Raw genomic sequence first — 25,982 nt, forward strand, 5'->3', positions numbered from 1 at the left:
ATCCTGCTCTCCAGAGCACAGAAGGACGGGTCGTGCGTCATTCCTCCATGGACGGCTCGACCAACGTCGCGTCGGGGACGACCCGGAGCCGTCCCGGCTCCATCCCTGGTCACCCTCGACGCGCTTGGGGAGGTGTGACAGTCTGGACCCGTGAGGAGGGTGCCATGAGCGAGAAGAACCAAGTCATCGCCATCAGCGAAGGCATCTCCGCCAACGTCTTTCACGAGATCTTGGAGATCGCCATCGAGGGCAAGGGCAAACTGCCCGGTGCCAAACACTCGGCGAAGCAACTGCTGTTGCAGAAGAACGACGTCGAGGACGCCATCTCCCGGATGATCACGTCGCACACCGCCATGGCGGGCGGGCAGGGGTTCGCGACGAACTGGGGCGGCTTCTTCGTCAGCCTGATCACTGCGCCCGCGAACATGACGGCCGCAGCTTTCCTCCAGGCGCGGCTGGTCTCCGGCATCGCGCACCTGCGCGGGTACGAACTGGCCGACCCTCGGGTCCGCACCGCCATCCTGATGGTGATGCTGGGGCCGAGCACCACCGCGTCCCTGGTCTCGAAGGGCGTGCTGCCGTCGTCGCCGCTGCTGGTCGCCACCGCGCCGGTCTTCGACGCCCGCCTCGACGCTCAGGTCGCCCGTGCACTCCTCGACCGCTCACTCAACCAGCTGACGGGCAAGCGCCTCGGCGTGTGGATCGGGAAGCGCATCCCGCTGGTCGGAGGCGGGGTCGGCGCCGCCGTCGACGGCTGGTCGACGCTGTCGATCGCCAGGCACGCCATGCACGAGTTCCCCAACCGTCGGCCGAAGCGCTCAGGGTCGGTGACCACCGAATCAGCGTGAGGGCGCGACGATCGTTGTGTCGTTCTCGCCCGGGGGCGTGAGCGCCGTACGAACCACAACCGGCATGCCGGTCTCCTCGACGACGGCGTACACCATGTCCATCAGCTTGTCGTCTGCCGCGAGCACCTTCACGACGAGGTCGTTTCCATCGCGCGAGTAGCCGACGATCCGCGGGTCGCGGATGGTAGGCAGCGCGTCTAGAATGGCGTCGAGCTTGTCGTCGGCAACCGCTCCGGTGAGGCGGGAGCACACCCAACCCTGCGGATCTGGAAGCGGGATGTGGCCCTCGGGGTCTGGTGCGATCACGATCGTCGGCCACCTCGGGTCGTCCCGCCACGTGTCGCTCTTCTCGGCACACAACGTCGAGTACCGCTCGAACTCGACGCCGGGCTGCCCCGCGAAGACCGGCGGGCCGTCGAGCGTCAGGGAGCCGGGGTCGCCGTCGGTGGGGTCGTACGTGCCCGTGACTGTGTAGTGCCCGTCGCTGACAAGGACCCCCTGATCCGTGGTGTGCGGGATCTCGTCCCAGTTGACGTCACCCTTGAGGGTCGGGCCCTCGCAGGAGAACGGCTCCGTCGCCTCCCACGCCTCCCTCACGCACAGCCGCGGAAGCTCGCCCTCTTTCTGGAGGATCCGCGCGGTGCCCCGCAAGGTGCGGAGCGTGAGCGTTGAGTCCGACGACGTCGGCGAATCCGGGTCAGTGGTCGGGAGGTCCGACGCGGGCGGGGTCACGGGCGCCGTCGGATCCGTTGACGGGGTCTGTGTCGGCGTGTCCGGACCGACCGGGTTGAACACCGCTGTGAGCGTGACCGGCACGTCCTTTGCCGCCTTGCGGACCGCGGCCTCGATTTCCGGCGTGATGATCACCACGTGGACGTTCACCTCGGGCTTCATGCCGCCGGCATCGGCGGTCACGAGCTGGCCGTCCGGCAGGGCGGCCATCACGGCACCGAGCACCTCCATCCGGCGCGCCTCCGTCGGCGCATCCGAGGACTGCACGCACAGTCCTCCCTTCCACACGGCCCGCAGCGCGCGGAAGGCCTCGTCGGCGGCTCCCTGCACCAGCACGTTGAAGTTGCTGCTCCCGTCGGACACGTACATCGTGACCACAGGCAGTTTCGCGGCTGCCGCATGGAGCGCCTCCGAGCCGTCGGGCGCCTCTCCACCTGCCCCCGGGTCGCCTCCGTCGGCGTACGGGTCGTCGCAGAGCTGTGGGAAGTCCAGACCCGCAGGCTCCTGCACGAGCGGGGCGACGACAGGAGGTGCGGTCAGCGTGAACGAGCCGCTGTCGCCGTCGTCGGGGTCGTAGTGGCCGCGGACGGTATAGGTGCTGTTGGTCCAACGGACGCCGTTGGCCTCCTCGAACTCGACCTGTTCCCAACGGAAGTCACCCTTGAGCGCGGGCCCGCCGCATTGGGGCGGATAGGACTCGCGGATCGCGCCTAGGCACAACTCCGGCGCGTCGGCGCTGCCGAGGATCATCACGTCGCCGGTCACCTCGCCTGTCGACTCGGCGGGACCGGCCACCAGCGGCCTGTTGAACATCATTGCGCCCATGGGCACCGCGACAAGGGCCAGCGCGACGACCGCTGCTACGCCCCCGATCCGCCGACGACGCGCGCGCCGCACGGCTGCGCCCGCCCACGCGTCGGGCGAGGGTGCGTCCGGCACTACCTGACCGAGAATCTTGGTCACATCTTCGTCGTTCATGACTGTTGCTCCTCCAAATGGACGGACCCGCGCAGCTGCTCGAGCGCGCGGTGGGAATACGCCTTGACCGTGCCCTGGGCGAGACCCAGAAGCTCGGCGACTTCGGCGATGGGTAGGTCCTCGAAATAGCGCAGCACCAGCACGGCGCGCTGGGCGCGAGGAAGTTCGGCGAGGGCACGCAGGACGTCGATGCGTAGGCCCTCGTTGAGGTCGACGGCGGGCGCGCTCCCGCCGTCGGGCCCGGGTTCCGGCATGCGCTCGCTCGGTACCTCGCCGGTCCAGCGCCGCCGCCACCACGAGACGAACGTGCGGTAGATCGTCGTGCGGACATAGGCCTCGAATGAACGGTCGTTGCCGTCGTAGCGCGGATAGGTCTTGGCGAGCGCGGTCTGAACCAGGTCCTCCGCGCGCCCACCGTCTCCTGTGAGTAGCCACGCGGACCGCCACAGGTCGCGCCCGCGCCGCCGCACGAACGCCTCGAAGCCCTGCTCGTCGTTCATCGCCGCACCTCCTATCCCATTACACGCTCTGGAAGGCCGCGGAGGTTGCTCCACTGCTCACGCCGATAGCCAGGCTTGCCCGTCCAAGGCTCGCAGCATCCGTTCCAAGGTCTCCCGCAGTTCGGAGCGAGCGGGCTCCGCGAGATCGGTGGTGTACTCGACACCCGCGGGGATCCAGGAAAGGCCATACATGGTCTCGCGGAAGTCCGCGCCTCCCACCGGCCACCTGGTCTTGTCGTCTCCGACGGGCTCAGCACCCTGGCCCCACTGGCCGAAGTAGCCGCGCATCTCGTCGTAGGGCAGCTCCATCACCGCATCGGCCTCGACGTTTTGCCGTCCCCAGGAACGGGCCACGAAGATGAATTCCTCGACCTCCTCGGACGTCAGCGGCCGCGGCGTGAACAGCGCCTGGGTGTGCTCCACGTCCTCGAGACGATCGACACGGAACGTACGCCAGTCGTCCTTGTCGAGATCCCAGCACAGCAGATACCAGTGGCGTTCGGCGGGCGCCAGCGCATGCGGCTCGACGTGTCGGCGGGTGACCGCGCCCGAGGCCGAGGTGTAGGTGAACCGGACGCGTTCGCGGTCGCGGCAGGCCAGCGCCAACTCGCCCAGCACCTCGCCGGACACCGCGACACCGGCCTGGATCCCCGCAGGCTGCATGGCAGCGACGATCGCGGACACTCTCCGACGCAGCGGCGCGGGCAACACCTTCTCCAGCTTGGCCAGCGCGGTGACGGTTGTCTCGGGGCCGGAGACCAACCGCTGCGAGGCCGCGACGCGCAGGCCGATGGCGATCGCGACGGCCTCGTCGTCGGTAAGCAGGAGCGGCGGGAGCGCGCTCCCGGCCTCGAGACGATAGCCGCCGGCCAGGCCGGGAACCGACGCGATCCGGTACCCCAGCTCGCGCAGCCTCTCCACGTCGCGGCGCACCGTGCGTTCGGTGACACTCAGACGGTCCGCGAGCTCCGAGCCCGGCCAGTGCCGGTGGGTCTGCAGTAGGTTCAACAGGGCGAGCGCCCGCGTCGTCGTATCGGACATGCCCTCACTATGCCATTCATTGCGGACAGGATCTGACCTGAATTGGTTCTACGGTGGTTTCATGCCGAATGAACCCATCATCGAGGTGCGCGGACTGACCAAGCGCTTCACCGTCGGAAAGAACACTGTCGAGGCCGTGACCGACCTCTCCTTCGAGGTCGCGCCCGGCGAGCTCGTGGCCTTTCTCGGGCCCAACGGCGCGGGCAAGTCGACCAGCCTGCGCATGCTCACCACCCTCATCCCACCGACCGCCGGTACCGCGCGGGTGGTCGGTCACGACATCCTCCGGCAGCCGGCCGACGTGCGCCGCCGCATCGGTTACGTCGGCCAGTTGACCAGCGGCAGCTTCGCCCAGCGGGTGCGCGACGAGCTCATCAGCCAAGGCGCGTTCTACGGCATCGCCAAGGACGTCGCCCGCCGCCGCGCCGACGAACTGATCGAGTCGCTGGACCTGGCGCCGTTCGCCAAACGCACGGTGCAGCAGCTGTCAGGAGGCCAGAAGCGGCGCCTGGACGTTGCACTCGGCCTCATGCACGCGCCTCCGCTGCTTTTCCTCGATGAGCCGTCGACAGGCCTGGATCCGCAGAGCCGCGCCAACCTGTGGCAGCACATCATCGATCTCCGCGCGGAGCATGGCACCACCGTCTTCCTCACCACGCACTACCTGGAGGAGGCGGACCGCTACGCGGAACGGGTCATGGTGATCGACCAGGGAAGGGTGATCGCCGACGACACCGCGGCCCGGCTCAAGGCGAATCTGGCCGGCGACATCATCACCCTCACCTTCGCTTCCCAGGACGAGGCCGACGGCGCAGCCCCGGTCCTGGAGCGCCTCGCGCAGCGTGAAGCTCGCCGCACCGGCGACGCCTCCGTGACGATGACCGTTCCCGACGGCGACGCCCTCTTGCCTGCCGCGGTCCGGGAGCTGGACGCTGCGGGGCTGCGCGTCGAGCGGGCCACAGGGGTGCCGCCGACCCTCGACGACGTCTTCCTTGCCCTCACCGGCAGGACGCTGCGCGACGCCGACATGACCGAGAGCACCACCGCCGAGACCACCACCCAGCAGGAAGGGGCACACCAATGAGCAGCACCAAGACAGGCACCGCCGCACCGTCGGGTGTCGTCCGCGACACATGGCACATCCTCACCCGTGAGCTCCGGCCCGTGGCCCGCGACCCCTTCACGCTGATCTTCAGCCTGGTGCAACCGCTGGTCTTCCTCGGCTTGTTCGCACCCCTGCTTGTGGGACAGTCCGGCATGCCCGTCGGTGAGACCCTGCGCTGGTTCGTCCCGGGAGTGATCGTCATGATCGTGCTGTTCGGCACCGGTGCGGTGGGCTCGAATCTCCAGTACGAGATGATGACGGGCTCGCACGAGCGCACCCTCGTCGCGCCGCTGTCACGGTCGTCGTTGCTGATCGGGCGCGCGCTCAAGGAGATCGTCCCGATCATGGCTCAGGCCTTGCTGATCGTGTCGATCTCGGCGATCTTCGGCTTCCGCTTCCACGCGGCGGGGCTGCTGATCGGCTTGGTCCTGCTCGCGGTGTTCAGCGTCGGACTCGGCTCGCTGTCCTACGCCCTCGCCCTGGCCACCAAAGACCGCGAGTGGCTGTTCTGGGGCGTGCAGCAGACGCTGATCTTCCCGCTGCTGATCCTCTCCGGGATGCTGCTTCCCCTCGACGAAGGCCCGGCGTGGATGCGCGCCGTCTCCGCCGTCAACCCGGTGAACTGGGTGGTGCAGGCCGAGCGTGCTCTGATCGCGGGCGACTTCACGAACCCGACCGTGCTCTGGGGCTGGGTTGCCGCGGTCGCGGTCGCTGTGCTCGGCCTGGCCGTCGGCATCCGCGGGATGCGTCGCAGTAGCTGAGACCGGGCGCTAGACGTAGTCGCGGGGGACGCGGTCGGCGACCAGGCAGGTGACCTCGTAGGTGATGGTTCCCATTAGCGCGGCGAGCTCCTCGACGCCGACGCGCTCGGCGCCGCTCGTACCCATCAGCACGACCTCGTCGCCGACCCTTACCGACGGCGCCTCCGGCCCCAGGTCGAGCATGGTCTGGTCCATGCACACGCGACCCACCACAGGGTAGGAGCGCCCAGCGATCAACATCCGGCCGCGCGAGGAGTTCAGCCGCGAATAGCCGTCGCCGTAGCCGACGGCGACCGTCGCGATCCACGTGTCGGCCGGCGCCGTCCAGGTGCGGCCGTAACCGACGGACTCGCCGGCCCGGATGCGCTTCACGAACGTCACGCGCGAGATCCAGCGTCCGACGTCCCGGAGTGGCCGGGTCGGCACCGTCGCCGCGTCGGGGTAGGAGCCGTAGATCATGATGCCCGGGCGGACCATGTTCGTCCGGCCGAGGTCGTGGCCGAGGACCGCGCCGGAATTCGCCGCGTGCACTAGTTCGATGGGGCCGAGCACCGACTCCGCGGCGCCGACCGCGTCGGCGAACACCGCGAGCTGCGCGCGCGTGAACTCTTCCCCCGCGGCGACGTCGCTGATCGGCAGATGCGTGAAGATGCCCCCGACCCGGAGCGACGGCGACTCCGCCAGCAGTGCGGCGAGGCGTTCGACGTCGGAAGGCTCGGCCCCCACGCGGCGCATGCCGGTGTCGACGGCGAGATGCACGTCGACGACGCGGCCGGCCTCGGCGGCGGCCACACGGGCCGCCAGGACCGCGTCCTCATCGCCGACCGAGAGCGTGACGTCGGCGTCGATGGCCGCACGGAGGTCGTCCGGCAGCGTCGGCGTGAACTTGAGGATGGGGAGCGTCAGGCCCGCGGCGCGCAGTTGCTGGCCCTCGGCGGTGACGGCGATTCCCAGCCAGTCCGCGGAGCCGCGCTCCTGAATGCTCCGCGCGACGGGGACCAGCCCGTGCCCGTACGCGTTCGCCTTCACCGCGGCGAGGACCTTCCGCCCACCGGCCAGGCCGCGCGCGGCGGCAAGGTTGGCGTGGAGCGCGTCGAGATCGACCTGGAAGCGCGTCGGCGTGGGCATGCGCACAGTCTGGCAGACTCGCAGGCATGTCGAACCAGCAGTGGACGCCCGGCCAGGAATGGCAACGGCCTCAGGACCCCGTGACGGGACAGCAGCCGCAGGGCGACCCCTGGGCCCAGCCGCAACCACAGGGCGGCGATCCCTGGGCCCAGCCGCAAGACGGTCCCTGGCCGCAGCCGCCGCCGGCCTGGGATGCCCCGCCGCAGAACCCGAAGCTGTGGGCGCAGCCCTCACCGTCGAAGCCGAGCCCCTTCGACTTCACGCTCACGACCTTGTCACTGCCCGGTTCGGCAGGGCTGATCTTCCTGTTGGGAACCATCGGCCTTGCCGTCGAGTGGCTGTTCGCCGTCGTCAGGGTCTTTGCCACGGGCAGCGACTACATCCTGGTCTCGCCCCTCGCGGTACTGCAGACCGTCGTCGGCGGCGCCGGCGCGCTGCTGGTCAAGGTTCTGGTCCTGCGCGTGCTGATCGAGATCGGCGTCGCGGTCACGACCCACCTCAAGGACAAGACCGACGACGCTCCCGTTCCTTGAGCCGGGCAACGGCGACGAAGGAGCCGCCGCCCGATGCTTCGCGGGGCATGGCTCAAGGAACAGTGGTCAGAACAGCAGCGCGACCGCCGGTTCGCGGAGGATCGAGGCGACGTCGTGCAGGAAGCGAGAGCCCTGCTCGCCGTCGATGATCCGGTGGTCGAACGCGACGGCGAGGGTTGTCACCCAGCGCGGCTCGATCCGCTCCTCGGAACCCGTCCCGACGACCCACGGACGGCGCTCGATCGAGCCCATGCAGAAGATCGCCGACTCGTCGCCGTTGATGATCGGGGTGCCCGCATCGATGCCGAAGACTCCGACGTTGGTGATCGTGAACGTGCCATTCGAGTAGTCGCCCGGCTGAAGCTTGCCCTCGCGGGACACCTGCACCAGCTGGTTGACGGCCTGGCAGAGTTGCAGCAGGTTCAGCCGCTGCGCGCCCTTGATGTTCGGCACCATCAACCCGCGCGGGGTCGCTGCGGCGATGCCCAGGTTCACGTCGCCGTAGTAGACGATCTCCTGGCGCTCCTCGTCCCACGACGTGTTCAGGTCGGGGTTGCGGCCCAGGGCGAGGCACACGGCCTTGGCGTAGATCAGCAGCGGCGAGATGCGCAGCCCGGTGAACTCCCGGCGCGACTTCAGCGTCTCGACGAACTCCATGGTGCCGCTGACGTCGACGGTGATCCACTCGGTGACGTGCACGTGGGTGCGCACGGAGCGCACCATGTTCTCAGCCGTGATCTTGCGCACGCCCTTGATGGGGACGCGACGCTCGTTGCGGCCCTGCGACGGGTCGAAGCCGCCCGCGCCGGGGGCCGTGAAGCCGCCTGATCCGAAGCCGCCCAGGCCCTCCGTCGGGCCGAACCCGCCGCCGAAGTGGGAGCCGGAGAACGACGTGCCCGCGTAGCTCGGGGCCTCGGTCGCGCCGCCGAACGCCTGGAAGGACGCCTGGTCGTTGAGGATCCTTCCCTGCTTGGGCTGCTCGTCGAGGTACCGGAATGCGGCGGCCGCCTCGACGTCGCGGCGAGTGATGGTGCCGTCGGGGCCGGTGCCGACGACGCCGCTCAAGTCGACCCCGAGGTCGGCGGCGTACTTGCGCACGGGCGGCTTGGCCTTCACGGAGCCGACGTCGGATGCCAGCACCAGCTGCGACTCCGACGGTGCCTTGCCCGGGGTGGGTAGCGGGTCACCCGTCGCCTGGGCGTGCACGGTGGTGGCCGGGTGGACCTCGTCGGCGCGGCGGCCGGGCTCGTGCGGCTCATACGCGGTCGAAAGGGCCTCGGAAGCGCCCCCGCGGTCCTCCGCGACCTTGCCACGGCGCCGTCGGCGGGAGGGCGCGTCGCTGGCTCCGTAACCGACCAGGTTCGGCCCAGACTCCTCGGCCGCGGCAGGGGCCTCCTCCTCGCCGTCGTCGATCTCAACGATGGGCGTTCCTACCTCGACCATCGTCCCCTCCGCGACGAGCAGCGAGACGACGGTGCCCGCGAACGGCGACGGCAACTCGACCAGAGACTTCGCGGTCTCGATCTCGACCAGCACGTCGTTGACCTCGATGACGTCGCCCTCGGCGACTCGCCAGGCGACGACCTCGGCCTCGAGCAGTCCTTCGCCCGGATCCGGCAGCAGGTATTGGCGCTTCATAGCTCTCCTCAGTAGGCCAGCGACTGGTCGACGGTGTCCAAGATGCGGTCGACGGAGGGCAGGTACTCCTCCTCGACCCGCGCGGGCGGGTACGGCATGTCGTAGCCGGTGACCCGCATCACGGGCGACTCCATCACATAGAACAGGTCCTCGTGCAGCTTCGCAGCGATCTCTGACCCGATGCCCAGCGTCCGTGGCGCCTCGTGCACGACGATGGCGCGCCTGGTCCGCCGCACCGACGACTGGATGGTCACCCAGTCGATGGGGTTCAGCGTGCGGAGGTCGACGACCTCCAGCGACGTGCCCTCCTCCGCGGCGACAGCGGCGGCGTCGAGGCATGTCTTGACCATCGGGCCGTAGCAGAGCAGCGTGGCGTCCGTGCCGTAGCGGGTGATCGCGGCCTGATGCATGGGCGCCGGGCGCGACGTGAAGTTGACCATGTCCTTGACGTGGTAGCGGCGCTTCGGCTCGAAGAACACGACCGGGTCGTCGGACTGGATGGCCTGCTGGATCATCCAGTAGGCGTCGTTCGGGTTCGAGCACGACACCACCTTCAGGCCGGGGGTGTGTGCGAAGTAGGCCTCGGGCGACTCTGAGTGGTGCTCGATAGCCCCGATCCCGCCGCCGAACGGGATGCGGATCACCATCGGCATCGGGTTCTGGCCGCCGGTGCGCATGTGGAACTTGGCCACCTGCGTGACGATCTGGGCGAATCCGGGGAAGACGAATCCATCGAACTGGATCTCGACGACGGGGCGGTAGCCACGCATGCAGAGGCCGACGGCGGTGCCGATGATGCCCGACTCGGCAAGAGGGGAGTCGATCACGCGGTTCTCGCCAAACTCGGCCTGAAGCCCCTCCGTGATGCGAAACACGCCGCCGAGCTTGCCGATGTCCTCGCCCGCGAGGAGCACCTTCGGGTCGGCCTGCAGCGCCCGGCGGAGGCCTCGGTTGAGGGCCTTCGCCATGGTCAACGACTCGTTCATGCGTCCTCCCCTGCGGCGTACTCGGCGTACTCGCGGCGCTGGGCCTCCAGCGCGACGGTGGGCTCGGCGTAGACCGTCTCGAACAGCCTGTCCATGGTGACGTCCTTGAGCTGCTTGATGGTGGCGCGGACATCGACACCCAGCTGCTTGGCGTCTTCCTCGACGGCGGCAAGCCACGCGTCGTCGATGACGCCCTCTCGCTCTAGGTAGCGGGTGAGTCTCAAAATGGGGTCCCTCCCCCGCCAGGCCTCCTCCTCCACGGAGCCGCGGTACTTCGTCGGGTCGTCGGAGGTGGTGTGGGCGCCCATGCGGTAGGTGAACGCCTCGACGAAGGTGGGCCCCTCGCCCGCACGGGCGCGTTCCATCGCCCAGTCGGTGACGGCCTTGACGGCCAGCACATCGTTGCCGTCCACCTGTACCCCGGGAAAGCCGAAGCCGCGTGCGCGCTCGAAGAGCGGGATGCGCGACTGGAGCGCGATCGGCTCCGAGATCGCCCATTGGTTGTTCTGGCAGAAGAACACGACGGGAGCGTTATAGGACGCCGCGAACACGAACGCCTCGTTGACGTCGCCCTGGCTGGACGCGCCGTCGCCGTGGTAGACGATGACCGCGGCGTCCTTGTCGGTGCCGGTGCCGACGACGCCGTCGAACTGGAGCCCCATGGCGTAGCCGGTAGCGTGCAGCGTCTGACAGCCGATCACGATCTGGTAGTTCTTGAAGGTCTCGAGCTTCTCCCAGTCGCCCCCGTTCACGCCGCGGAACAGCCCGAGCAGGTTAGCGAGCGGGACGCCGAGGACCATCGCGACGGCGTGTTCGCGGTACGAGGGGAAGACGACATCAGCCGGGCGCATTGCGTGGGCGGAGCCGACCTGGGCGGCCTCCTGACCCAGCTGCGGGGGCCACAAGCCCAGTTCGCCGTGCCGCTGCAGGGCCGTCGCCTCTGCGTCGAATCGGCGCGCGAGGATCATGTCGCGGAGATAGCCGACGAGGTCCTCTGTGGTCCCGGTGAACTCGAAGTCGTCGTTGTCGACGCGCTCCCCATCAGGGGTGAGCAGCTGCACCATGTCGTGACTCTGACCGCGCACGCGGCCCCCTTTCTCCCAACCTACGTAACCGTAACTTACGCCAGCGTAGCTTATTCAGCGAACACCGCCGGATAGGGACATTCCACACCTCGCGCCGCCCGTTTGTGGGATGCTGACAAAACTGACGTACGTCCGCCCCCCGAATCGGAGCACCATGTCATCAGCACGCCGCGCGACGGCCACCCTTTCCGCCGTCGCCCTCGCACTCGCAGGATTCACCACTCTCTCGCCGACGGCGCAGGCCGCGCCCGGGGAGTGTGTCGCACCCTCCGAGACCATCACCATCTTCGCGTTCAACGACTTCCACGGCCGCATCTACGACGACTCCCGCCCCCTCGACCAGACCGTGGGCTACCTCGCGGGGCGCCTGTTCACACCGGTCGAGCAGGCACGCGTCGCCGACGGCGAGGACAACGTGCTGCTGATCTCCTCGGGCGACAACATCGGCGCCTCGACCTTCGTGTCGATGATGGCCGACGACACCCCCACGCTCGACACTATGAACGCCGCCGGACTCGAGGCGTCCACCGTCGGCAACCACGAGTTCGACAAAGGCTGGAGTGACCTGTCCGGCCGCGTCGCCGGCGCGGCCAGCGGCTTCGACTACCTCGGCGCGAACGTGTACGAGAAGGGCACGACGACGGTCGCCGCCCCGCTGAAGGAATACACCGTCATCGAGAAGGCGGGCGTCAAGATCGGCATCGTCGGCGTGGTGACGGCAGACCTGCCGTCGCTCGTCTCCCCCGCGGGGATCTCGACGCTGACCATCGGCGACCCCGTCGCGGCCGTCAACCGCGTCACAGGGCAACTGCTCGACGGCGACCCCACCAACGGGGAGGCCGACGTCGTGCTCGCGTCGCTGCACGAGGGCGCGGGCAACGGCAAGCTGACCGCTGAGGCCAACGCCGCCGCCAGCGCCGCGTTCGACAGCATCTACCGCGACATCGATCCCCGCGTGACGGCGATCTTCAACGCGCACACGCACCAGGAGTACACCTACACGAGCGCCAACAGCACCGACCGCCCGATCATCCAGGCAGGCTCCTACGCGGGAAAGCTCGCAAAGGTGGAGTTGGTCGTCGACGGCACGGGTAAGGGCGTCTGCGAGGTCACGCAGGAGATCATCGCGCCCGCCGCGGAGTCGGACGAGTCGCTGCCGCGGATCAAGGAGATCAACGACATCGCCCGCGCCGCGTACGCCGTCGCGATGGAGAAGGGCCAGCAGGTGATCGGCGAGACCACCGAGGCCATCTCGACACCCGGCAGCCTCGGCAACGCGGACATCCGCAACGTCGAGTCCCCGATGAGCAACCTCGTCGCGCAGATGTTCGCCGACGTGCTCGGCGGAGACGATCCCGAGTTCATCGGGGTCCAGAACCCGGGCGGCACGCGCGACAGCTTCGACAAGGGCGACGTCACCTTCCGCGAGGCGGCGCTCACGCTGCCGTTCGCGAACTCTCTTTTCACGACGCAGCTGACCGGCGCTCAGTTCAAGACGGTGCTGGAGCAGCAGTGGCAGCGCGACGCCGAGGGCAACGCGCCCTCCCGGCCGTTCCTCGCGCTCGGGCTATCCGACAACGTGAGCTACACCTACGACGAGTCGCTGCCGGAGGGATCGCGGATCACGTCGGTCGCCATCAACGGGGAGCCGATCGATCTCGAGAAGCTGTACACCGTCGGGTCTGGCTCGTTCCTGATCGCGGGCGGTGACAACTTCCGCGAGTTCGCCAACGGCGTCAACACCGCCGACACGGGCCTCAGCGACCTCGGTGTGTGGGTGGAGTACGTCGGCCTCGTCTCACCGCTCAGCCCGGACTACTCGATGCGTGGCGTCTCCGCGAAGATCCCCGACGGCGTCCTGGTCGAGGGCGGCGACGCACTCGAGTTCTCGTTCGGTTCTGCCCTTGAGGGCGGGCTCGCTCCCCAGACGCTGGACATGTTCCTCGAGCCGGGCAACCCGAAGGTCACCCCGCCGCTGGCGAACAACACGATCACGGCCTACCTGGGCGACCTGAAGATCGGCGAGGGCACCGTCACCGACGGCGCGGGAACCGTGTCGATCGCGTTGCCCGACGGCGTCGAGATCGACGGCGTGGACCCCGGCGAAGAAGTCACGGTGATCGTGGAGTTCAACGTCCAGGAGTCGGACACCAGCATCTGGTTGCCGGTGACGCTCCGGCTGAAGGAGGACACCCGTCCCACCCCTACCCCGACTCCGACGCCCACCCCGACGAAGCCGACCAAGCCCGGCCTCCCGGACACGGGCAACTAACCACAGGAGTGGATTTTCGACGCAGGGTTGCCCCTTCTGTGCTCTATCGAGCGCAGAAGGGGCAACCTTGCGTCATTTCTCCATGGAGACGCGGAGATCACCGCTGGTTGAGCCGGGCCGCGGCGTAGGAGCGCCCGTGTCCTCAACCGGCGTCGGCGGCGAGGGTCGCGACCAGGATCGCCTTGATGGTGTGCATGCGGTTCTCGGCCTGGTCGAAGACGACGCTGGCCGGCGACTCGAACACGTCGTCGGTCACCTCCACGCCGTCGAGGCCGAACTCGTCGAAGAGGGCCCGTCCGACTGAGGTTTCGAGGTCGTGGAAGGCCGGGAGGCAGTGCATGAACTTGACGTTCGGGTTGCCGGTGGCGGCGAGGAGCTCGGCGTTGACCTGGTACGGGCGGAGGAGCTCGATGCGCTCGGCCCAGACCTCCTTGGGCTCGCCGAGGGAGACCCAGACGTCGGTGTAGACGAAGTCGACGCCGGCGACGCCCGCGGCGACGTCGTCGGTGATGGTGATCCGTGCCCCGGTCTCGGCGGCGATGCGCTCGGCTTGAGCGACGACGTCGGCCGCGTTCTGCTGCGACACGGGCGCGACCATGCGCACGTCCATGCCCATCATGGCGCCGGAGATGAGCAGCGAGTTGCCGACGTTGTTGCGGGCGTCGCCGAGGAACGCGAACGCGATCTCGGTCAGCGGCTTACCGCTGTGCTCCAGCATGGTGAGCTGGTCGGCGAGCATCTGGGTGGGGTGCCACTCGTCGGTGAGGCCGTTGTAGACGGGGACTCCGGCATGCGCCGCGAGGGTCTCGACGACGTCCTGGCCGGAGCCGCGGTACTCGAGCGCGTCGTACCAGCGGCCGAGGACGCGTGCAGTGTCGGCGGCGGATTCCTTGTGCCCGATCTGCGAGCCGGACGGGTCGAGATAGGTGGTGGTGCCGCCCTGGTCGGCGACGGCGACCTCGAACGCGCACCGGGTCCGGGTCGAGGTCTTCTCGAACAGCAGAGCGATCTGCGTGCCGACGAGGCGCTTCGTCTCGCGTCCCTCGCGGCGCTCAGCCTTGAGCCGGGCGGACAGGTCGAGCAGCGCCAGCCACTCGTCGGTGGTGAAGTCGAGCTCCTTGAGGAAGCTGCGGCCGAGAAGGCTCATCGTCGGTCTCCTTGCGGGGTGAAAGGGACACCTTATCGCCCAGGCCCGGACACCGATTCGGGCAGGCCCGTACACAGATCTCTCCATACGCGAGTCCAGGCCGTGTCTGGACCTGGCCTCCCACATGGAGAGCTCTGTGTTGGCCGGCCGGAGGCTGAACGGCAGAGCAGGGGTTCAGGCCTCCAACGCGGCGAGGATGCCGGGCATCGCGGCCTCGATGTCGGCGAGGGTGTCTGAGAAGCCCGCCTCGTCGCCGTACCAGGGGTCGATGAGCGGGGTGCCCTTCGACAGGGCGGGGTTGAAGTCGTTCAAGAGGACGACGTTGGCCTCCGGAGCGAGGCGCAACAGCCGATCCACCTGGAAGGGTTCGACGGCGACAACGAGGTCATTGGCGAGCAGGTCGTCGCGGGTGATCTGACGCGCGCGGTGGGCCGACGCGTCGTACCCTGCGGCGGTCAAGGTGCGGGCCGCACGGCGGTCAATAGGGTTACCCAACTCCTCCGTCGAGATCCCGAAGCTCTCCACCTCGACACCCGAGGCCAGCTTCCTCGCGACACGCTCCGCCATGGGCGAGCGGCAGATGTTTCCCCAGCAGACGAAGGCCAGTCGTTTCATCCTGGCACCCTACAGCCCTCAACGCATCTTCATGACGCCAGAACGGGCGATCGCCGAGCCCCTTCCGAGTCATCGGCGTCGCCGACTACCTCCGGTCTGCTGCGATCGACCACAAACTCAGGAAGCCGCTGACCTACACCCAGCAGTTCGGCGATCGCCGCCGCGCTGCGCTCGGCAGCGCGGCCATCTCCGTACGGGTTCACGGCGCGGCTCATTGCTTCGTAGGAGATCGGGTCGTCGATCAGCCTTGAGATCTCGGTCACGATGCGGTCGACCTCGGTACCGATGAGCCTAACCGTGCCCGCATCTACCGCCTCGGGACGCTCGGTATTCTCTCGCAGAACGAGAACGGGCTTCCCGAACGAGGGAGCCTCCTCCTGGACGCCGCCCGAGTCGGTGAGGATGATTTGCGCCCACTTCTGAGCGTGAACGAACTCAGGGTAGTCAAGGGGCTCGCACACGATGACATTGTCAAGGTTCTCCACGGCGGGGAGCACTTGCTCTCGTACCAGCGGGTTCGCGTGCGCAGGGAAGACGGTGAGGTACTCGGGATACTTCCGCGCGATCTCAGCAGTCGCTAGTCCGATACGACGCATCGGCTCCCCCCAGTTCTCTCGACGATGCGTCGTGAGAATGTCCCGCGTCAAGTAGTTGGCAGGATTTCTTCTCTTTCGAAGTTGGGGATGGTGGGGTCGGCCAGGCCCAGGTGCACCTCCATCGGCCGGTTCCAGGCGATGGCCTCGTGCGGGCGGATCTCGTTGTACTCGATGCGGTAGTCCTCGGCGCGTTCGACGAGCGTGAGCGCGTCGGGGATGTCGTCGAGGAACAGCCGCTCGTACTTCAGCGTCCCGAACCCGCGTTCGCGTGACCCGTTCTGCCCGGGTGATCTCACTCCGGGTGCGGACGTGCCGCAGCTCGGGGTGGCGCATGATGAACAGCTCGAAGTTCAGCGACCGGAACGGGCCGCCGTTGTCCGTGACGATCGTGACGACGGGCAGTAGCTCTCCCGTCTCGGCATCGACCTCGCACTGGTCGATGAGCGGGTGCCCGAACATGACCTCGTAGTCGGCGAGGGCGAGCTCGATCGCGTCATGCTGATTCGCCGTCGGTGACGTGTGAAACGGATGCTCGACCTTGGAGAACCAGTCCCGGCACCCCGCGATCCGCCACGTCCCGCCGGTGGTGGTCTCGAACTCGCTGAAGTCCAGCTGCCACACCTGATTCGGTCCCGTCGGGTTCCTCGCGAACGCGGCCTTGCGGTCCTTCGCCAGCTCCCGACGCTGCTTCTGATATTCGGACGGCAGGATCAGCCCGTCATCGCGCAGCAGCCGCAGCACGGTTGCCTGCGACACTTTATGCCCGTCGTGGCGGGTCATCGCCCAGATCTTCCGATGCCCCCACTCCGGCTTCTTCAACGCATGCGCGGTGACCAGCGGCCGGGCCGCGTCCCGCGCCGGCTGCGGCCACGGACCCTTCACCGGCCGTTCGGTCTTCACCTTGGCCTGCCAGCGCCGCCAGGTCCGCTCGGGCATGTCGATCAGCTTGCAGAACCTCGCGGTCGACATGCCCGACTCCACACGGATCACCTCGAGGTCCTCGAAGGGCCCAGACGGCCCTCGGCACTCTTCTTCCACACACGGATCTCGACCGCCGCCTCGCCGAGGGCCTGGGTCAGCTCGGCGACCTCGTCCTGAAGCTGCTGCTCCCGCGACGAGGGCTTGGACTTGCCCGCCTCGATGCCGGCCCTCCCGCCCTCGAGGAACTGACGCTTCCAGTTCCCGATCGCCTGCTCGGACACCTTCTCACGACGGGCCGCCTCAGCGATCGAGATCTCACCCTGCAGCACGGACAACACAATGCGGAGCTTCTTCTCCACCGGGATCGTCGGGGCACGACTCATGACTCAGACCTTTCGATAGGGGCGTTGCCTCAGCAACTAACTACCCCTGCCACATAGTCTGACGCGCGACAAGAAGGATCATGGGTCGCCCTGCGTTGGCCTCACTGCGCAGACGCACGTCTGAGAAGACCACTGGCTGGTCGGCTGTCCACTGCAGAGCGTCGATCACGGTGTTGCCCGCCACGACTACGGTGCGAGGGTCGACGCCCTCGCGGAGAAGGTTCTGCTTTGACACACCCGTCGGGGCCAGGTGAAGACTCGTAACCTGTCCAGCGATCTTCCTGTTGGATTCCTCTGGGAAGGGTGAGTGAATGTTGCCCGACCTGAGACCAGCTTCGAGGTGAACGACCGGGATGAGGCGATAGAAGCAGGCGATGGCCGCGATAGCAACGGTCGTCGTGTCGCCTTGCACGACAACGGCGTCGGGCTTCTCGGCATCGAGCACCGGATCGAGAGCGGCGAGAATGCGCGCAGCCAGATCGTTCAGCCCGCTCCCCTGCTTGAACACCTTGAGGTTAATTTCCGGGGTGATGCCGAACCACGTGTTGACTTGATCCATCATTTCGCGGTGTTGCCCGGTGCTCACTGCGATCGGTTTGAGGACATCTGATGCTGTGAGCGCTTTGATGAGAGGCGCCACCTTGACAGCCTCTGGCCGCGTGCCATAGATGACCATCACACGTTTCTTCACAGTTCACTCCCAGGACGGCGTATACGCACACCCCCCTTGGGCACTCTAGTGTGTCGCGCCGGTAATTCGTTTCTTGTTTTGTAGAATGGGGTATGCCGCGACGAGGACCCGTGCTACCCGAGTTGACGCTCTCAGACGAGGAGCGCGATCAGTTGGAGCGGTGGGTGCGTCGCCGGAAGTCGGCGCAGGATCTCGCACTGCGTTCCAGGATCGTGCTGGAGTGCGCGATGGGGGCTTCGAACGCTGAGGTCTCACGCCGTCAGGGGGTCTCGCTGCCGACCGTGCGTAAGTGGCGTTCCCGGTTCCTGGAGCGCCGCTTGGACGGTCTGGTCGATGAGCCGCGGCCTGGTCGTCCGGCGCTGATCGGGGTGGACCGGGTCGAGCAGGTCATCGTGGACACGCTGGAGTCGACGCCGAAGAACGCGACGCACTGGTCGCGGGCGAAGATGGCCGAGCGCTCCGGGCTGTCGAAGTCGACGGTGGGACGGATCTGGAAAGCGTTCGGGCTCAAGCCGCACCTGGAGGAGGGGTTCAAGCTCTCCACCGACCCGTTGTTCACCGAGAAGGTCTACGACATCGTCGGGCTCTACCTGAACCCGCCGGAGTCAGCGGTTGTTCTCAGCGTGGACGCCACGTTTCTGAAATAATTAACCAGTAGCGGGTTTTAATTGTCCTCATCCGGGCTGGCCTGTTTGGGTTGATTGTGCCGCATGGCGCGGCGGGTGGCAATGCGGGTCGCGCGGGCGTCGGCTAGGCCGTCGCGGCGGGCCTTGCGGATCGCGTCGCCGCGGCCGTAGTGCTCGTCGGCGGGGGTGACGTAGCCGATGCCCTCGTGGAGTCTGACGTTGTTGTAGTGCTCTCTTCTGGCGTCTAGTTCGGTGCGCATGACGGCGGGGTCGTCGATGGTGTCCAGGTGTGGGTGTTCGGTCTTGGAGGTGGCCGAAGAACGACTCGATCCACGCCTGGTCGTTCGGAGTGCCTGGGCGTCCGAAGTGCTGGGCGATGCGGGCGATGGCCATGAACTGCGCGGTGCGGTCGGATCGCATCTGGGGCCCGTTGTCGGAGACAGCAAGCAGCGAGGGTGTCAGATGGTTTGTGTAAGGGGTGGCTCCTGACACGAAAGCAGAATGATGACCGTGATAGACAAACTCGACCGTGAGGAGCGGCGCCGTGCGCAGCGCGACGGCGTGGCCGCGTTGGAGGCCTCCGGGGCCTTGGATGACCTGTATGCCCGCATCGATGCCGGCGAGGTCCAGCTGGAAGGCCGTGACGGGCTGATCCAGCAGCTGATCAAGGCCGGCCTCGAGCGGGGCCTGCAGGCCGAGCTGGCCGACCATCTCGGCTACGACAAGGGCGACCCGGATGCCGCGATGTTCCCGAACTCGCGCAACGGGTCGTATCCGAAGACAGTGGCCACCAGCGTCGGAGACGTGGATCTGGCGATCCCCCGCGACCGGGACGGGTCGTTTACCCCGATGCTGGTCCCGAAGGGCTCCAGGCGCCTGTCAGGCCTCGATGACATGATCATCAGCTTGTATGCGGGCGGGATGACGGTCCGTGACATCGAGCACCATCTGGTGTCCACGATCGGGACCGAGATCTCGAGGGAGACGATCTCGAAGATCACCGACGAGGTCGCCGATGAGGTGATGATCTGGCAGCAGCGGCCGCTGGACTCGTTCTACCCGGTGATCTACCTCGACGCGTTGATCGTGAAGGTCCGCGACGGCGCCCACGTGCGGAACAAGGCCGCTCACATCGCCGTCGGCGTCGACATCGACGGCATCAAACACGTCCTCGGGATCTGGATCCAGGCCACCGAAGGCGCGAAGTTCTGGGCCGGGGTCTGCGCGCAGCTCGCCAACCGCGGCGTGCGTGACGTGCTGATCGTGTGCTGCGACGGCCTGACTGGCTTCCCCGAGGCCGTCGAGGCCACCTGGCCCCAGTCGACCGTTCAGACGTGCGTGGTCCATTTGATCCGCTCCGCGATGCGATTCGTCAACTACAAGGACCGCAAAGCCATGGCGGCGGCGTTGAAGCCGATCTACCAGGCCGCCGACGAGCCAGCCGCGAGGGCCGCCCTGGACGCGTTCGCCGCCTCCGAGCTCGGCCGGGCGAACCCGAACACGGTACGCGTGTTCATCGACGCCTGGACCCGCTTCGTGCCGTTCCTGGCGTTCCCGCCGATGCTGCGCAGGGTGATCTACACCACCAACGCCATCGAGTCGCTGAACTACCAGCTGCGGAAAGTCACGAAGAACCGCGGCCACTTCCCCTCCGACGAGGCCGCCGTGAAGCTCCTCTGGCTGGCGATCTGCAACATCGAAGACAAGCGGGCCCGCGACCGCGCCAAGGAGAAAGGACGCAAGAAGGGAGAGAAACGCAACGCCGAAGGCCGCCTCGTCGAGGGGCAGGTCACCACGAACTGGAAACAGGCCCTCGCCCAACTCGCGATCGCCTACCCCGATCGCATCAACCCCTACCTCTAACCCACCCGGAGACCGAACTCCTTACACAAACAACTTGACAAGCTCCAAGCAGCATCGGCACTCGTTCGTCGTTATCTGGGATCTCGCCTAAGGCCAGTTGGTCGACGAACGCCAGATCCTCGAGCAGCCAGCCCTTTCCGTCTGCCTCCAGAGCGTCGATGAACGCGTTCTCGACCTGCACCGATGTCTCCTCCGGGGAGAACACGGTCGCCAGCCAGTAGCGGGACACGACGTCCACGACGGCGAGCGCGCACCAGCCGGGCAGCGCCGAGAAGTGCGTGAAGTCGTAGATGTAGATCACCCCGGGGACCAGCTCGGCCCACTCCGGCCACGGCGTTTTCGGCCGCGGTGGGCGTGGCGGCAGGCCGGGCAGGTGCATCCCGGCCGCGGTCAGCACCCGTAGCACCGTGGACTCGGCCACGAACACCCGCTGAAGATAGGAACCGCGGTGGGCCAGCTTGCGGTGCGAGAGGTCCACCTGCTCCCAGTCCCGGACGATCTGGACGATCTCGTCGCGTTCCCAGTCCAACAGTGCATGCGACGCCTCCCCGGGCAGGGGGCCGGGCTGCGCGTCGGCCAGGTCGCCGCCGTCCGCAGCCCGGGACCGCCAGGTGAGCACCCGGGCGTGGTCCACGCCGAGCTGCCGGCAGGCCCACCGTGTGGAGAAGCCCTCCGCCACAGCATGATCGACCAGGTCCAGCAGGGCCTTCTTGACCGGCGCATCCACACGGCTGGGAACGGCGCCGGCGATCATTCCCAACCGTCTTTTCCCTTCTCCAAATGCAGGGCGACGGCCTGCTCACAGATGGTGGCCTTGAGCCGCTCGATCTCCGCCCGGGCATCGTCCAACTCGGCCTGCTCGGCCGTCTTACCGCGCCGACCGGGCACCGCCGCCGCCAACGCGTCCAACGCGCCCTGCTTCGCGGTCGCGCAGATCGAACGGATCGTGGTCCGGTCGATGCCATACTTGTCGGCCAGCTCCCGCTGGGTCGCCGACGAGGTCAAGACCGAGGTGAAGACCTCGTACTTCTGCGACGGCGCGAGCCTCTTACGCTTGCGCCGCGACGCCCTGCCCGACTGGCCCGACTGGCCCGCCACCGATGGCTGCTGTGTAGTCATGATCTGATCTCCTTGTCCGGTTGATCCAACCAGCAAGGACGCGGACATTTAAAACCGGATCCTGGTTAGCGATCTCAGACGCGCAAAGGTGGACGAGAAGAGCCAGGTACAGGCCCTGGCCCGCTCCCAGCCCGCGTTCCCGATGATGCCAGGGGCACCCGAGCGTCGCACCCACGACTACGTGCGCCACGGCACCACGAGCCTGTTCGCCGCGATGAACGTCGCCGACGGGACGGTGATCTCCTCCCTGCACCGCAAGCACCGGTCGATCGAGTTCAAGAAGTTCCTCGCCAAGATCGACAAGACCGTGCCCGAGCACCTGGACGTGCACGTGATCTGCGACAACTACTCCACCCACAAGCACCCCACGGTCAAGACGTGGCTCGCGCAGCACCCACGCTTCCGCATGCACTTCACCCCGACGTACTCCTCCTGGATCAACCAGGTCGAACGGCTCTTCGCCGAGGTCACCCGCGACCTGCTCCAACGATCCGACCACCGCACCGTCCAGGCACTCGAGCGAGACCTCCGCGGCTGGGTCGCGGCTTGGAACGAGAACCCCAAGCCGTTCATCTGGACCAAGACCGCCGAAGACATCCTCGACGCCATCGCCAGATACCTGAAACGAATTAACGAATCAGGACACTAGACGGTGATCGATCTATGCGCACAGCCGCAGTCAACCGAAGTTGATCTGGAGAGAAGCTCTCGATATTGCTGTCGGACGGCCGTAGCCAAGTCTTTGCCGCCCGCCCTTGGGCCCTCACGCCCGCCTAGGCGCTTGCTCCTGGTGTCCTGCGTCGGAAGGTCGTTGATGAGTTCCGGTGTTCCAGTGGATGGATCGCAAGGCCGACGAGCGAAGGAGCACTTGGTTGCTCGTCGAGCGAGGAGAACGCAGCGAGGCGCCGCTGGGGCACCGAGATCGCAGCGCACTTCCGACGCGGGGCACTAGTGGTCTGTCGCGCCTAAAGGTGCCGATCAGGACGCGGGGTCGGGCGGGATGAGTGACAAGGCAGAGGAGGGAGTCATTGCGGGGCACTACGTCAACCGACGACAACGACGCCAATCGCCCGCATGGCGCCGCGTACCGGTGCATTTAGGTGCGACGGGCCACTAGTTCGGCACGGACTCGTAGAACGCGAGCATGTCGTCGGCCCTCAGCGCCGTCTTCAGTTCGTCGAGCTTCTTTTCGTCGACCAGCACGATCGACTGCTTGTCCGCGGTCCACCCGAAGCCCGCCGTCGGCAGCTGGAATGACTTGATGTCCGCGGGGTGCACACCCTTCAGCTCCCAGCCGAGGCGGATGATCTCGTCGTTGGTGAGTCCATCATCGACGGTGAAGTTCTTGCCGAGCTCGGTGACCGACTCACGGAAGCGGCCCGGGTCCGCGAGGACGCCGCCGCTGGCCAGCTTGCTCAGTACCGCCTTGATGACATCGCGCTGGCGCTCCGCGCGGCCGAAGTCGCCGTTGGAGAGGTTCTTGCGCTCTCGGACGAACCGCAGTGCCGCCTCGCCGTCAAGGGTGATCTCGCCCTTTGGGAAGTCAAATCCGTCGCTGCTCGAGGCCTCCTTATTGACGACGGTGACCCCACCCAGCGAGTCGATGACGTTCTTGAAGCCCTCGAAGTCGATCAGCACGGTGTGATCCATGGGCACGTCGAGCAGGAGTTCCATGGTTTCGACGGCGAGCGGCGCGCCTCCCCACGAGTAGGCCGCGTTGATCTTCGCCTTGCCGCGTCCGGGGATCTCGACGTACGAGTCGCGCGGGATGCTCATCAGGAACACGTTCTGGCGGTCGCCGGAGATGTGAAGAAGTTGGAGGACGTCGGAACGCCCACGTTCACCACCGCGGGTGTCCGAGCCCATCAATACCATGTTGATGGGCGCCTTCGCGGCGTCGACGGGTTCGACAGGGGCCGGGCGCTGACCGGTCGGCATCAAGCCGGGGTCGCGGCTGATGTTGTCGAGGGCGTCGAAGGCGGACTTGCCGTACCAGGCGGCAACGCCGATGCTGCCGAGCACCAGCGCGACGAGAATGCCGAGCACGGTGAACAGCAGCCAGCGATTCCTGCGCTTCTCTCCCCTCCCACCGCGCGGCGCGTCGTCGTCCTGGTCCTCCATGAAGGACAAAGAGTGATCACTCATGATTTCCCTAACCCACCAGGGGAACCCACGGACGGCGCATTCCCCGAAACTCTTGGAGATCCTACCCGCGCCGGACGCGAGCGTCGCCGACTGCATGCCGAAGACCCGGGTAGGATGCCGATACGTCGGTGGAAGGTGGCAGGGTAGGGACCATGCAGATCTTGGTGGTGGATGACGATCAGGCGGTGCGCGACTCGCTGGCCCGCTCGCTGACCTATTCGGGTGACCAGGTACAGACCGCCGCCGACGGGGTCGAAGCCCTGGCCAAGCTGGTCAGTTACACGCCGGACGCGATCATCATGGACGTCATGATGCCCCGCCTCGACGGTCTGGAGACCACGCGCATGCTGCGCGACGGCGGCAATGACACCCCCATCCTCATCCTGACTGCGCGCGACGCCGTCGGAGACCGCGTCGATGGGCTCGACGCCGGGGCCGACGACTACATGGTCAAGCCCTTCGCGCTCGACGAGTTGCTGGCCCGCCTGCGCGCGCTCACCAGGCGCTCGAAGCCAGTGCCCGAGGCAGAGTCGAAGGTTCTGACGTTCGAGGACGTCACGCTCGACACGCTCCACCGCGAGGTCACCCGCTCCGGGCAGCACATCTCGCTCACGCGCACGGAGTTCGCCCTCCTGCAGGCCTTCATGGAGCACCCGCGGCGGGTGATGGAACGCAACACCCTGCTGAACGAGGTCTGGGGCTTCGAGTTCCCCACCACCGCGAACTCGCTTGAGGTCTACATCGGGTACCTGCGACGCAAGACCGAGACGGGTGGCCTGCCGCGCCTGATTCACACGGTCCGTGGCATCGGCTACGTCCTGCGTGAAACGCCCCCGTGATCGGCAGCCTCTGGATTCGGCTCCGTCGAGGCATAGGCCGGCTGGTCAGTGGCCAGTCGTTGCAGTGGCGCCTCGCCCTGCTGACGGGGTTGAGCGTCGCGTTGTCAGTCATCGTCGTCGGCGGGGCCACCTACACCGTCGCTCGCTGGTCGCTGGTTGACCAACTCGACAACGAACTGATCTCCGTGGCCCAGGACGCCGCCGACACCATCAGGGCCAATCTCCCCGACATGGGCGGGCTCTCGGCGGGCACCATCGGCGCCTCCAGCGGGCTCCTCGCCATGGTGCGAGCCGACGGCGTCGTGACCCAGATGCCGGGTCAGGTGCAGGAGTTGCCGGTCGGTCCGGATGAGATCACGGTCGCGCGCATGCAGGTCGGCTCGTCCGCGCGCACATTCGACGCCGACGGCGACCGGTACCGGCTGGTCGCGGTGCCGATTCAAGTGGATGGGAAGCTGTACGCCGTCATGTATGCGCGCCCCATGACGTCGCTGGACTCGACGCTGGGTTCGCTGTGGCTCGTGCTCCTGACCGCCGGCGTGCTGGGCGTCGTCGTCACAACCATCGCCGCGCTGTGGAACGCGCGCGTCGTACTGGCCCCCGTCCGGCGCTTGTCCCAGGCCGTGACCTCGGTCACGCAGACCGACCAGTTGAACCCCATCCGCATCTATGGGCGCGACGACCTCGGCGCCCTCACGCAGTCGTTCAACAAGATGCTGCGGTCGCTGCAGCAGTCGCGGGAACAGCAACGGCAGCTGATCGCCGACGCCGGCCACGAGTTGCGCACGCCGCTGACGTCGATGCGCACGAACGTTGAGTTGCTCGTCGCCGACGAGGCGACGGGCATGCTGCCGGCAGGCGCCCGAGCCGAGGTGTTGGGCGATGTGGCGGCGCAGCTGGGTGAGTTCTCCGCGCTGGTGGGCGACCTGGTGGCACTGACCCGCGACGACCATCTGCAGCGCCCGCACGAGCCGTTGGACATGGCGGAGGTCGTCGAGTCGGCGATCGCGCGCGCCCGCCGTCGCGGCCCGGGCATCGTCTTCGACGTCCAGCTCGAGCCGACACCCATCATGGGCGACCCCTCCACGCTGGAGCGCGCGATCACGAACCTGCTCGACAACGCGGTGAAGTTCTCCCCCCCGGACGGCACCATCACCGTCCACCTCGATGACTCCGCGTTGACGATCATCGACGAGGGCCCCGGCATCGAGGAGGAGGACCTCCCGCTGATCTTCGACCGGTTCTACCGCTCCGACAAAGCCCGCAACACGCCGGGCACGGGCCTGGGCCTGGCGATCGTTGCCCACACCGCGTCGGCCCACGGCGGCACGGTCAGGGCAGCCAACGAGCCGGGAGCCGGTGCGAAGCTCGTCCTGAAGCTGCCGACGGTCGAGCCCCCGGACGAGGAAGACTGAGCCTGGAGCCACCGC

25 protein-coding genes and 1 pseudogene are annotated in these 25,982 nt (G+C 67.4%); 10 read left to right on the plus strand and 16 right to left on the minus strand.

The window, feature by feature from the left end; translation table 11 throughout:
• Nucleotides 1–164 precede the first annotated feature (164 nt).
• Nucleotides 165–848 (plus strand): EcsC family protein, encoded by a 684-nt coding sequence (locus IPJ61_RS03690; protein WP_297103205.1) that lies wholly within the window; start codon nucleotides 165–167, stop codon nucleotides 846–848.
• Here the strand turns inward: IPJ61_RS03690 and IPJ61_RS03695 are convergent.
• The 3 genes from IPJ61_RS03695 to IPJ61_RS03705 are packed head-to-tail and all read right to left on the minus strand — an operon-like array spanning nucleotide 840 to nucleotide 4,099.
• Complete coding sequence (locus IPJ61_RS03695; RefSeq protein WP_297103208.1) at nucleotides 840–2,558, minus strand: hypothetical protein; 1,719 nt, start codon at nucleotides 2,556–2,558, stop codon at nucleotides 840–842. The two genes, IPJ61_RS03690 and IPJ61_RS03695, sit on opposite strands and share 9 nt — an antisense overlap.
• Nucleotides 2,555–3,058, minus strand: a complete 504-nt coding sequence (locus tag IPJ61_RS03700; RefSeq protein WP_297103210.1) for a SigE family RNA polymerase sigma factor — start codon at nucleotides 3,056–3,058, stop codon at nucleotides 2,555–2,557. Before IPJ61_RS03700 ends, IPJ61_RS03695 begins: the two co-directional genes overlap by 4 nt.
• A gap of 57 nt (nucleotides 3,059–3,115) precedes the next feature.
• Nucleotides 3,116–4,099: a helix-turn-helix transcriptional regulator gene (locus IPJ61_RS03705; protein WP_297103213.1), complete on the minus strand. Its 984-nt coding sequence runs from the start codon at nucleotides 4,097–4,099 to the stop codon at nucleotides 3,116–3,118.
• A 61-nt stretch (nucleotides 4,100–4,160) separates the two neighbouring features.
• Between IPJ61_RS03705 and IPJ61_RS03710 the strand changes: the two genes are divergently transcribed.
• A complete protein-coding gene (locus IPJ61_RS03710) occupies nucleotides 4,161–5,183 on the plus strand; it encodes an ATP-binding cassette domain-containing protein (protein ID WP_297103215.1) in 1,023 nt (340 codons plus the stop codon).
• On the plus strand, nucleotides 5,180–5,965 hold the full coding sequence (locus tag IPJ61_RS03715) for an ABC transporter permease (protein ID WP_297103218.1): 786 nt from the start codon (nucleotides 5,180–5,182) through the stop codon (nucleotides 5,963–5,965). The genes IPJ61_RS03710 and IPJ61_RS03715 overlap by 4 nt, the downstream gene beginning before the upstream one ends.
• A 9-nt stretch (nucleotides 5,966–5,974) precedes the next feature.
• Here the strand turns inward: IPJ61_RS03715 and alr are convergent, their stop codons facing one another.
• Nucleotides 5,975–7,093 (minus strand): alanine racemase, encoded by a 1,119-nt coding sequence (gene alr / locus IPJ61_RS03720; protein ID WP_297103222.1) that lies wholly within the window; start codon nucleotides 7,091–7,093, stop codon nucleotides 5,975–5,977.
• Nucleotides 7,094–7,119: 26 nt separating this feature from the next.
• Here alr and IPJ61_RS03725 point away from each other — a divergent pair, with 26 nt between their 5' ends.
• Nucleotides 7,120–7,626 carry a hypothetical protein gene (locus tag IPJ61_RS03725; protein ID WP_297103226.1) on the plus strand — a complete coding sequence of 169 codons (507 nt, stop codon included), beginning with the start codon at nucleotides 7,120–7,122 and terminating at the stop codon, nucleotides 7,624–7,626.
• A 66-nt stretch (nucleotides 7,627–7,692) separates the two neighbouring features.
• On the opposite strand, the gene IPJ61_RS03730 is transcribed toward IPJ61_RS03725, so the two are convergent.
• Genes IPJ61_RS03730 through pdhA form a run of 3 tightly spaced genes read right to left on the minus strand, consistent with a single transcriptional unit; the run spans nucleotide 7,693 to nucleotide 11,314 of the window.
• On the minus strand, nucleotides 7,693–9,264 hold the full coding sequence (locus tag IPJ61_RS03730; protein WP_297103229.1) for a dihydrolipoamide acetyltransferase family protein: 1,572 nt from the start codon (nucleotides 9,262–9,264) through the stop codon (nucleotides 7,693–7,695).
• 8 nt (nucleotides 9,265–9,272) lie between these two features.
• Nucleotides 9,273–10,250, minus strand: a complete 978-nt coding sequence (locus IPJ61_RS03735) for an alpha-ketoacid dehydrogenase subunit beta (RefSeq protein ID WP_297103232.1) — start codon at nucleotides 10,248–10,250, stop codon at nucleotides 9,273–9,275.
• Nucleotides 10,247–11,314, minus strand: a complete 1,068-nt coding sequence (pdhA, locus tag IPJ61_RS03740) for a pyruvate dehydrogenase (acetyl-transferring) E1 component subunit alpha (protein WP_297105506.1) — start codon at nucleotides 11,312–11,314, stop codon at nucleotides 10,247–10,249. Before pdhA ends, IPJ61_RS03735 begins: the two co-directional genes overlap by 4 nt.
• Nucleotides 11,315–11,489: 175 nt before the next feature.
• Here pdhA and IPJ61_RS03745 point away from each other — a divergent pair, with 175 nt between their 5' ends.
• Complete coding sequence (locus IPJ61_RS03745; protein WP_297103235.1) at nucleotides 11,490–13,607, plus strand: bifunctional metallophosphatase/5'-nucleotidase; 2,118 nt, start codon at nucleotides 11,490–11,492, stop codon at nucleotides 13,605–13,607.
• Nucleotides 13,608–13,749: 142 nt separating this feature from the next.
• Here the strand turns inward: IPJ61_RS03745 and argF are convergent, their stop codons facing one another.
• The 5 genes from argF to wecB all read right to left on the minus strand — a co-directional run bounded on the left by argF (nucleotide 13,750) and on the right by wecB (nucleotide 17,960).
• Nucleotides 13,750–14,754: an ornithine carbamoyltransferase gene (gene argF / locus IPJ61_RS03750; protein WP_297103238.1), complete on the minus strand. Its 1,005-nt coding sequence runs from the start codon at nucleotides 14,752–14,754 to the stop codon at nucleotides 13,750–13,752.
• A 174-nt stretch (nucleotides 14,755–14,928) separates the two neighbouring features.
• Complete coding sequence (locus IPJ61_RS03755) at nucleotides 14,929–15,369, minus strand: low molecular weight protein-tyrosine-phosphatase (protein WP_297103241.1); 441 nt, start codon at nucleotides 15,367–15,369, stop codon at nucleotides 14,929–14,931.
• A gap of 29 nt (nucleotides 15,370–15,398) precedes the next feature.
• The gene (locus IPJ61_RS22505) at nucleotides 15,399–16,934 is read right to left on the minus strand and encodes a UDP-N-acetylglucosamine 2-epimerase (RefSeq protein ID WP_297103244.1); all 1,536 of its coding nucleotides are present in this window, start codon (nucleotides 16,932–16,934) and stop codon (nucleotides 15,399–15,401) included.
• A 17-nt stretch (nucleotides 16,935–16,951) separates the two neighbouring features.
• A complete protein-coding gene (locus IPJ61_RS03765; RefSeq protein WP_297103146.1) occupies nucleotides 16,952–17,269 on the minus strand; it encodes a helix-turn-helix domain-containing protein in 318 nt (105 codons plus the stop codon).
• 40 nt (nucleotides 17,270–17,309) lie between these two features.
• Nucleotides 17,310–17,960: a non-hydrolyzing UDP-N-acetylglucosamine 2-epimerase gene (wecB, locus tag IPJ61_RS03770; RefSeq protein ID WP_297103246.1), complete on the minus strand. Its 651-nt coding sequence runs from the start codon at nucleotides 17,958–17,960 to the stop codon at nucleotides 17,310–17,312.
• A 92-nt stretch (nucleotides 17,961–18,052) separates the two neighbouring features.
• Between wecB and IPJ61_RS03775 the strand changes: the two genes are divergently transcribed.
• Nucleotides 18,053–18,607 carry an IS630 family transposase gene (locus tag IPJ61_RS03775; protein WP_297103248.1) on the plus strand — a complete coding sequence of 185 codons (555 nt, stop codon included), beginning with the start codon at nucleotides 18,053–18,055 and terminating at the stop codon, nucleotides 18,605–18,607.
• A gap of 17 nt (nucleotides 18,608–18,624) precedes the next feature.
• Here the strand turns inward: IPJ61_RS03775 and IPJ61_RS03780 are convergent, their stop codons facing one another.
• Nucleotides 18,625–18,846 (minus strand): integrase core domain-containing protein, encoded by a 222-nt coding sequence (locus IPJ61_RS03780; protein WP_297103251.1) that lies wholly within the window; start codon nucleotides 18,844–18,846, stop codon nucleotides 18,625–18,627.
• A 244-nt stretch (nucleotides 18,847–19,090) separates the two neighbouring features.
• Here IPJ61_RS03780 and IPJ61_RS03785 point away from each other — a divergent pair, with 244 nt between their 5' ends.
• The gene (locus IPJ61_RS03785; RefSeq protein ID WP_297103254.1) at nucleotides 19,091–20,449 is read left to right on the plus strand and encodes an IS256 family transposase; all 1,359 of its coding nucleotides are present in this window, start codon (nucleotides 19,091–19,093) and stop codon (nucleotides 20,447–20,449) included.
• Here the strand turns inward: IPJ61_RS03785 and IPJ61_RS03790 are convergent.
• A complete protein-coding gene (locus IPJ61_RS03790; protein ID WP_297103257.1) occupies nucleotides 20,433–21,203 on the minus strand; it encodes a COG3415 family protein in 771 nt (256 codons plus the stop codon). The two genes, IPJ61_RS03785 and IPJ61_RS03790, sit on opposite strands and share 17 nt — an antisense overlap.
• A complete protein-coding gene (locus tag IPJ61_RS03795) occupies nucleotides 21,200–21,568 on the minus strand; it encodes a hypothetical protein (RefSeq protein WP_297103262.1) in 369 nt (122 codons plus the stop codon). Before IPJ61_RS03795 ends, IPJ61_RS03790 begins: the two co-directional genes overlap by 4 nt.
• A gap of 88 nt (nucleotides 21,569–21,656) precedes the next feature.
• Here IPJ61_RS03795 and IPJ61_RS03800 point away from each other — a divergent pair.
• A pseudogene (locus tag IPJ61_RS03800) lies at nucleotides 21,657–22,217 on the plus strand (IS630 family transposase); the annotation flags it as partial.
• A 464-nt stretch (nucleotides 22,218–22,681) separates the two neighbouring features.
• Here IPJ61_RS03800 and IPJ61_RS03805 read toward each other — a convergent pair.
• Complete coding sequence (locus tag IPJ61_RS03805; RefSeq protein WP_297103265.1) at nucleotides 22,682–23,713, minus strand: LCP family protein; 1,032 nt, start codon at nucleotides 23,711–23,713, stop codon at nucleotides 22,682–22,684.
• Nucleotides 23,714–23,865: 152 nt separating this feature from the next.
• Between IPJ61_RS03805 and IPJ61_RS03810 the strand changes: the two genes are divergently transcribed.
• The gene (locus IPJ61_RS03810; RefSeq protein ID WP_297103267.1) at nucleotides 23,866–24,552 is read left to right on the plus strand and encodes a response regulator transcription factor; all 687 of its coding nucleotides are present in this window, start codon (nucleotides 23,866–23,868) and stop codon (nucleotides 24,550–24,552) included.
• On the plus strand, nucleotides 24,549–25,967 hold the full coding sequence (locus tag IPJ61_RS03815; RefSeq protein WP_366505185.1) for a sensor histidine kinase: 1,419 nt from the start codon (nucleotides 24,549–24,551) through the stop codon (nucleotides 25,965–25,967). The genes IPJ61_RS03810 and IPJ61_RS03815 overlap by 4 nt, the downstream gene beginning before the upstream one ends.
• The last annotated feature ends 15 nt before the right edge of the window (nucleotides 25,968–25,982 follow it).

Origin of the sequence: Tessaracoccus sp. (assembly GCF_016714275.1) — a bacterium.
GTDB lineage: Bacteria > Actinomycetota > Actinomycetes > Propionibacteriales > Propionibacteriaceae > Arachnia.

What these genes read in the sequence shown, in the direction of transcription:
- IPJ61_RS03690 (WP_297103205.1), top strand. Translation starts at nt 165, where the DNA reads ATGAGCGAGAAGAACCAAGTCATCGCCATCAGCGAAGGCATCTCCGCC.
- IPJ61_RS03695 (WP_297103208.1), bottom strand. Translation starts at nt 2,558, where the DNA reads ATGAACGACGAAGATGTGACCAAGATTCTCGGTCAGGTAGTGCCGGAC.
- IPJ61_RS03700 (WP_297103210.1), bottom strand. Translation starts at nt 3,058, where the DNA reads ATGAACGACGAGCAGGGCTTCGAGGCGTTCGTGCGGCGGCGCGGGCGC.
- IPJ61_RS03705 (WP_297103213.1), bottom strand. Translation starts at nt 4,099, where the DNA reads ATGTCCGATACGACGACGCGGGCGCTCGCCCTGTTGAACCTACTGCAG.
- IPJ61_RS03710 (WP_297103215.1), top strand. Translation starts at nt 4,161, where the DNA reads ATGCCGAATGAACCCATCATCGAGGTGCGCGGACTGACCAAGCGCTTC.
- IPJ61_RS03715 (WP_297103218.1), top strand. Translation starts at nt 5,180, where the DNA reads ATGAGCAGCACCAAGACAGGCACCGCCGCACCGTCGGGTGTCGTCCGC.
- alr (WP_297103222.1), bottom strand. Translation starts at nt 7,093, where the DNA reads ATGCCCACGCCGACGCGCTTCCAGGTCGATCTCGACGCGCTCCACGCC.
- IPJ61_RS03725 (WP_297103226.1), top strand. Translation starts at nt 7,120, where the DNA reads ATGTCGAACCAGCAGTGGACGCCCGGCCAGGAATGGCAACGGCCTCAG.
- IPJ61_RS03730 (WP_297103229.1), bottom strand. Translation starts at nt 9,264, where the DNA reads ATGAAGCGCCAATACCTGCTGCCGGATCCGGGCGAAGGACTGCTCGAG.
- IPJ61_RS03735 (WP_297103232.1), bottom strand. Translation starts at nt 10,250, where the DNA reads ATGAACGAGTCGTTGACCATGGCGAAGGCCCTCAACCGAGGCCTCCGC.
- pdhA (WP_297105506.1), bottom strand. Translation starts at nt 11,314, where the DNA reads ATGGTGCAGCTGCTCACCCCTGATGGGGAGCGCGTCGACAACGACGAC.
- IPJ61_RS03745 (WP_297103235.1), top strand. Translation starts at nt 11,490, where the DNA reads ATGTCATCAGCACGCCGCGCGACGGCCACCCTTTCCGCCGTCGCCCTC.
- argF (WP_297103238.1), bottom strand. Translation starts at nt 14,754, where the DNA reads ATGAGCCTTCTCGGCCGCAGCTTCCTCAAGGAGCTCGACTTCACCACC.
- IPJ61_RS03755 (WP_297103241.1), bottom strand. Translation starts at nt 15,369, where the DNA reads ATGAAACGACTGGCCTTCGTCTGCTGGGGAAACATCTGCCGCTCGCCC.
- IPJ61_RS22505 (WP_297103244.1), bottom strand. Translation starts at nt 16,934, where the DNA reads ATGTCGACCGCGAGGTTCTGCAAGCTGATCGACATGCCCGAGCGGACC.
- IPJ61_RS03765 (WP_297103146.1), bottom strand. Translation starts at nt 17,269, where the DNA reads ATGAGTCGTGCCCCGACGATCCCGGTGGAGAAGAAGCTCCGCATTGTG.
- IPJ61_RS03775 (WP_297103248.1), top strand. Translation starts at nt 18,053, where the DNA reads ATGCCGCGACGAGGACCCGTGCTACCCGAGTTGACGCTCTCAGACGAG.
- IPJ61_RS03780 (WP_297103251.1), bottom strand. Translation starts at nt 18,846, where the DNA reads ATGCGCACCGAACTAGACGCCAGAAGAGAGCACTACAACAACGTCAGA.
- IPJ61_RS03785 (WP_297103254.1), top strand. Translation starts at nt 19,091, where the DNA reads ATGACCGTGATAGACAAACTCGACCGTGAGGAGCGGCGCCGTGCGCAG.
- IPJ61_RS03790 (WP_297103257.1), bottom strand. Translation starts at nt 21,203, where the DNA reads ATGATCGCCGGCGCCGTTCCCAGCCGTGTGGATGCGCCGGTCAAGAAG.
- IPJ61_RS03795 (WP_297103262.1), bottom strand. Translation starts at nt 21,568, where the DNA reads ATGACTACACAGCAGCCATCGGTGGCGGGCCAGTCGGGCCAGTCGGGC.
- IPJ61_RS03805 (WP_297103265.1), bottom strand. Translation starts at nt 23,713, where the DNA reads ATGAGTGATCACTCTTTGTCCTTCATGGAGGACCAGGACGACGACGCG.
- IPJ61_RS03810 (WP_297103267.1), top strand. Translation starts at nt 23,866, where the DNA reads ATGCAGATCTTGGTGGTGGATGACGATCAGGCGGTGCGCGACTCGCTG.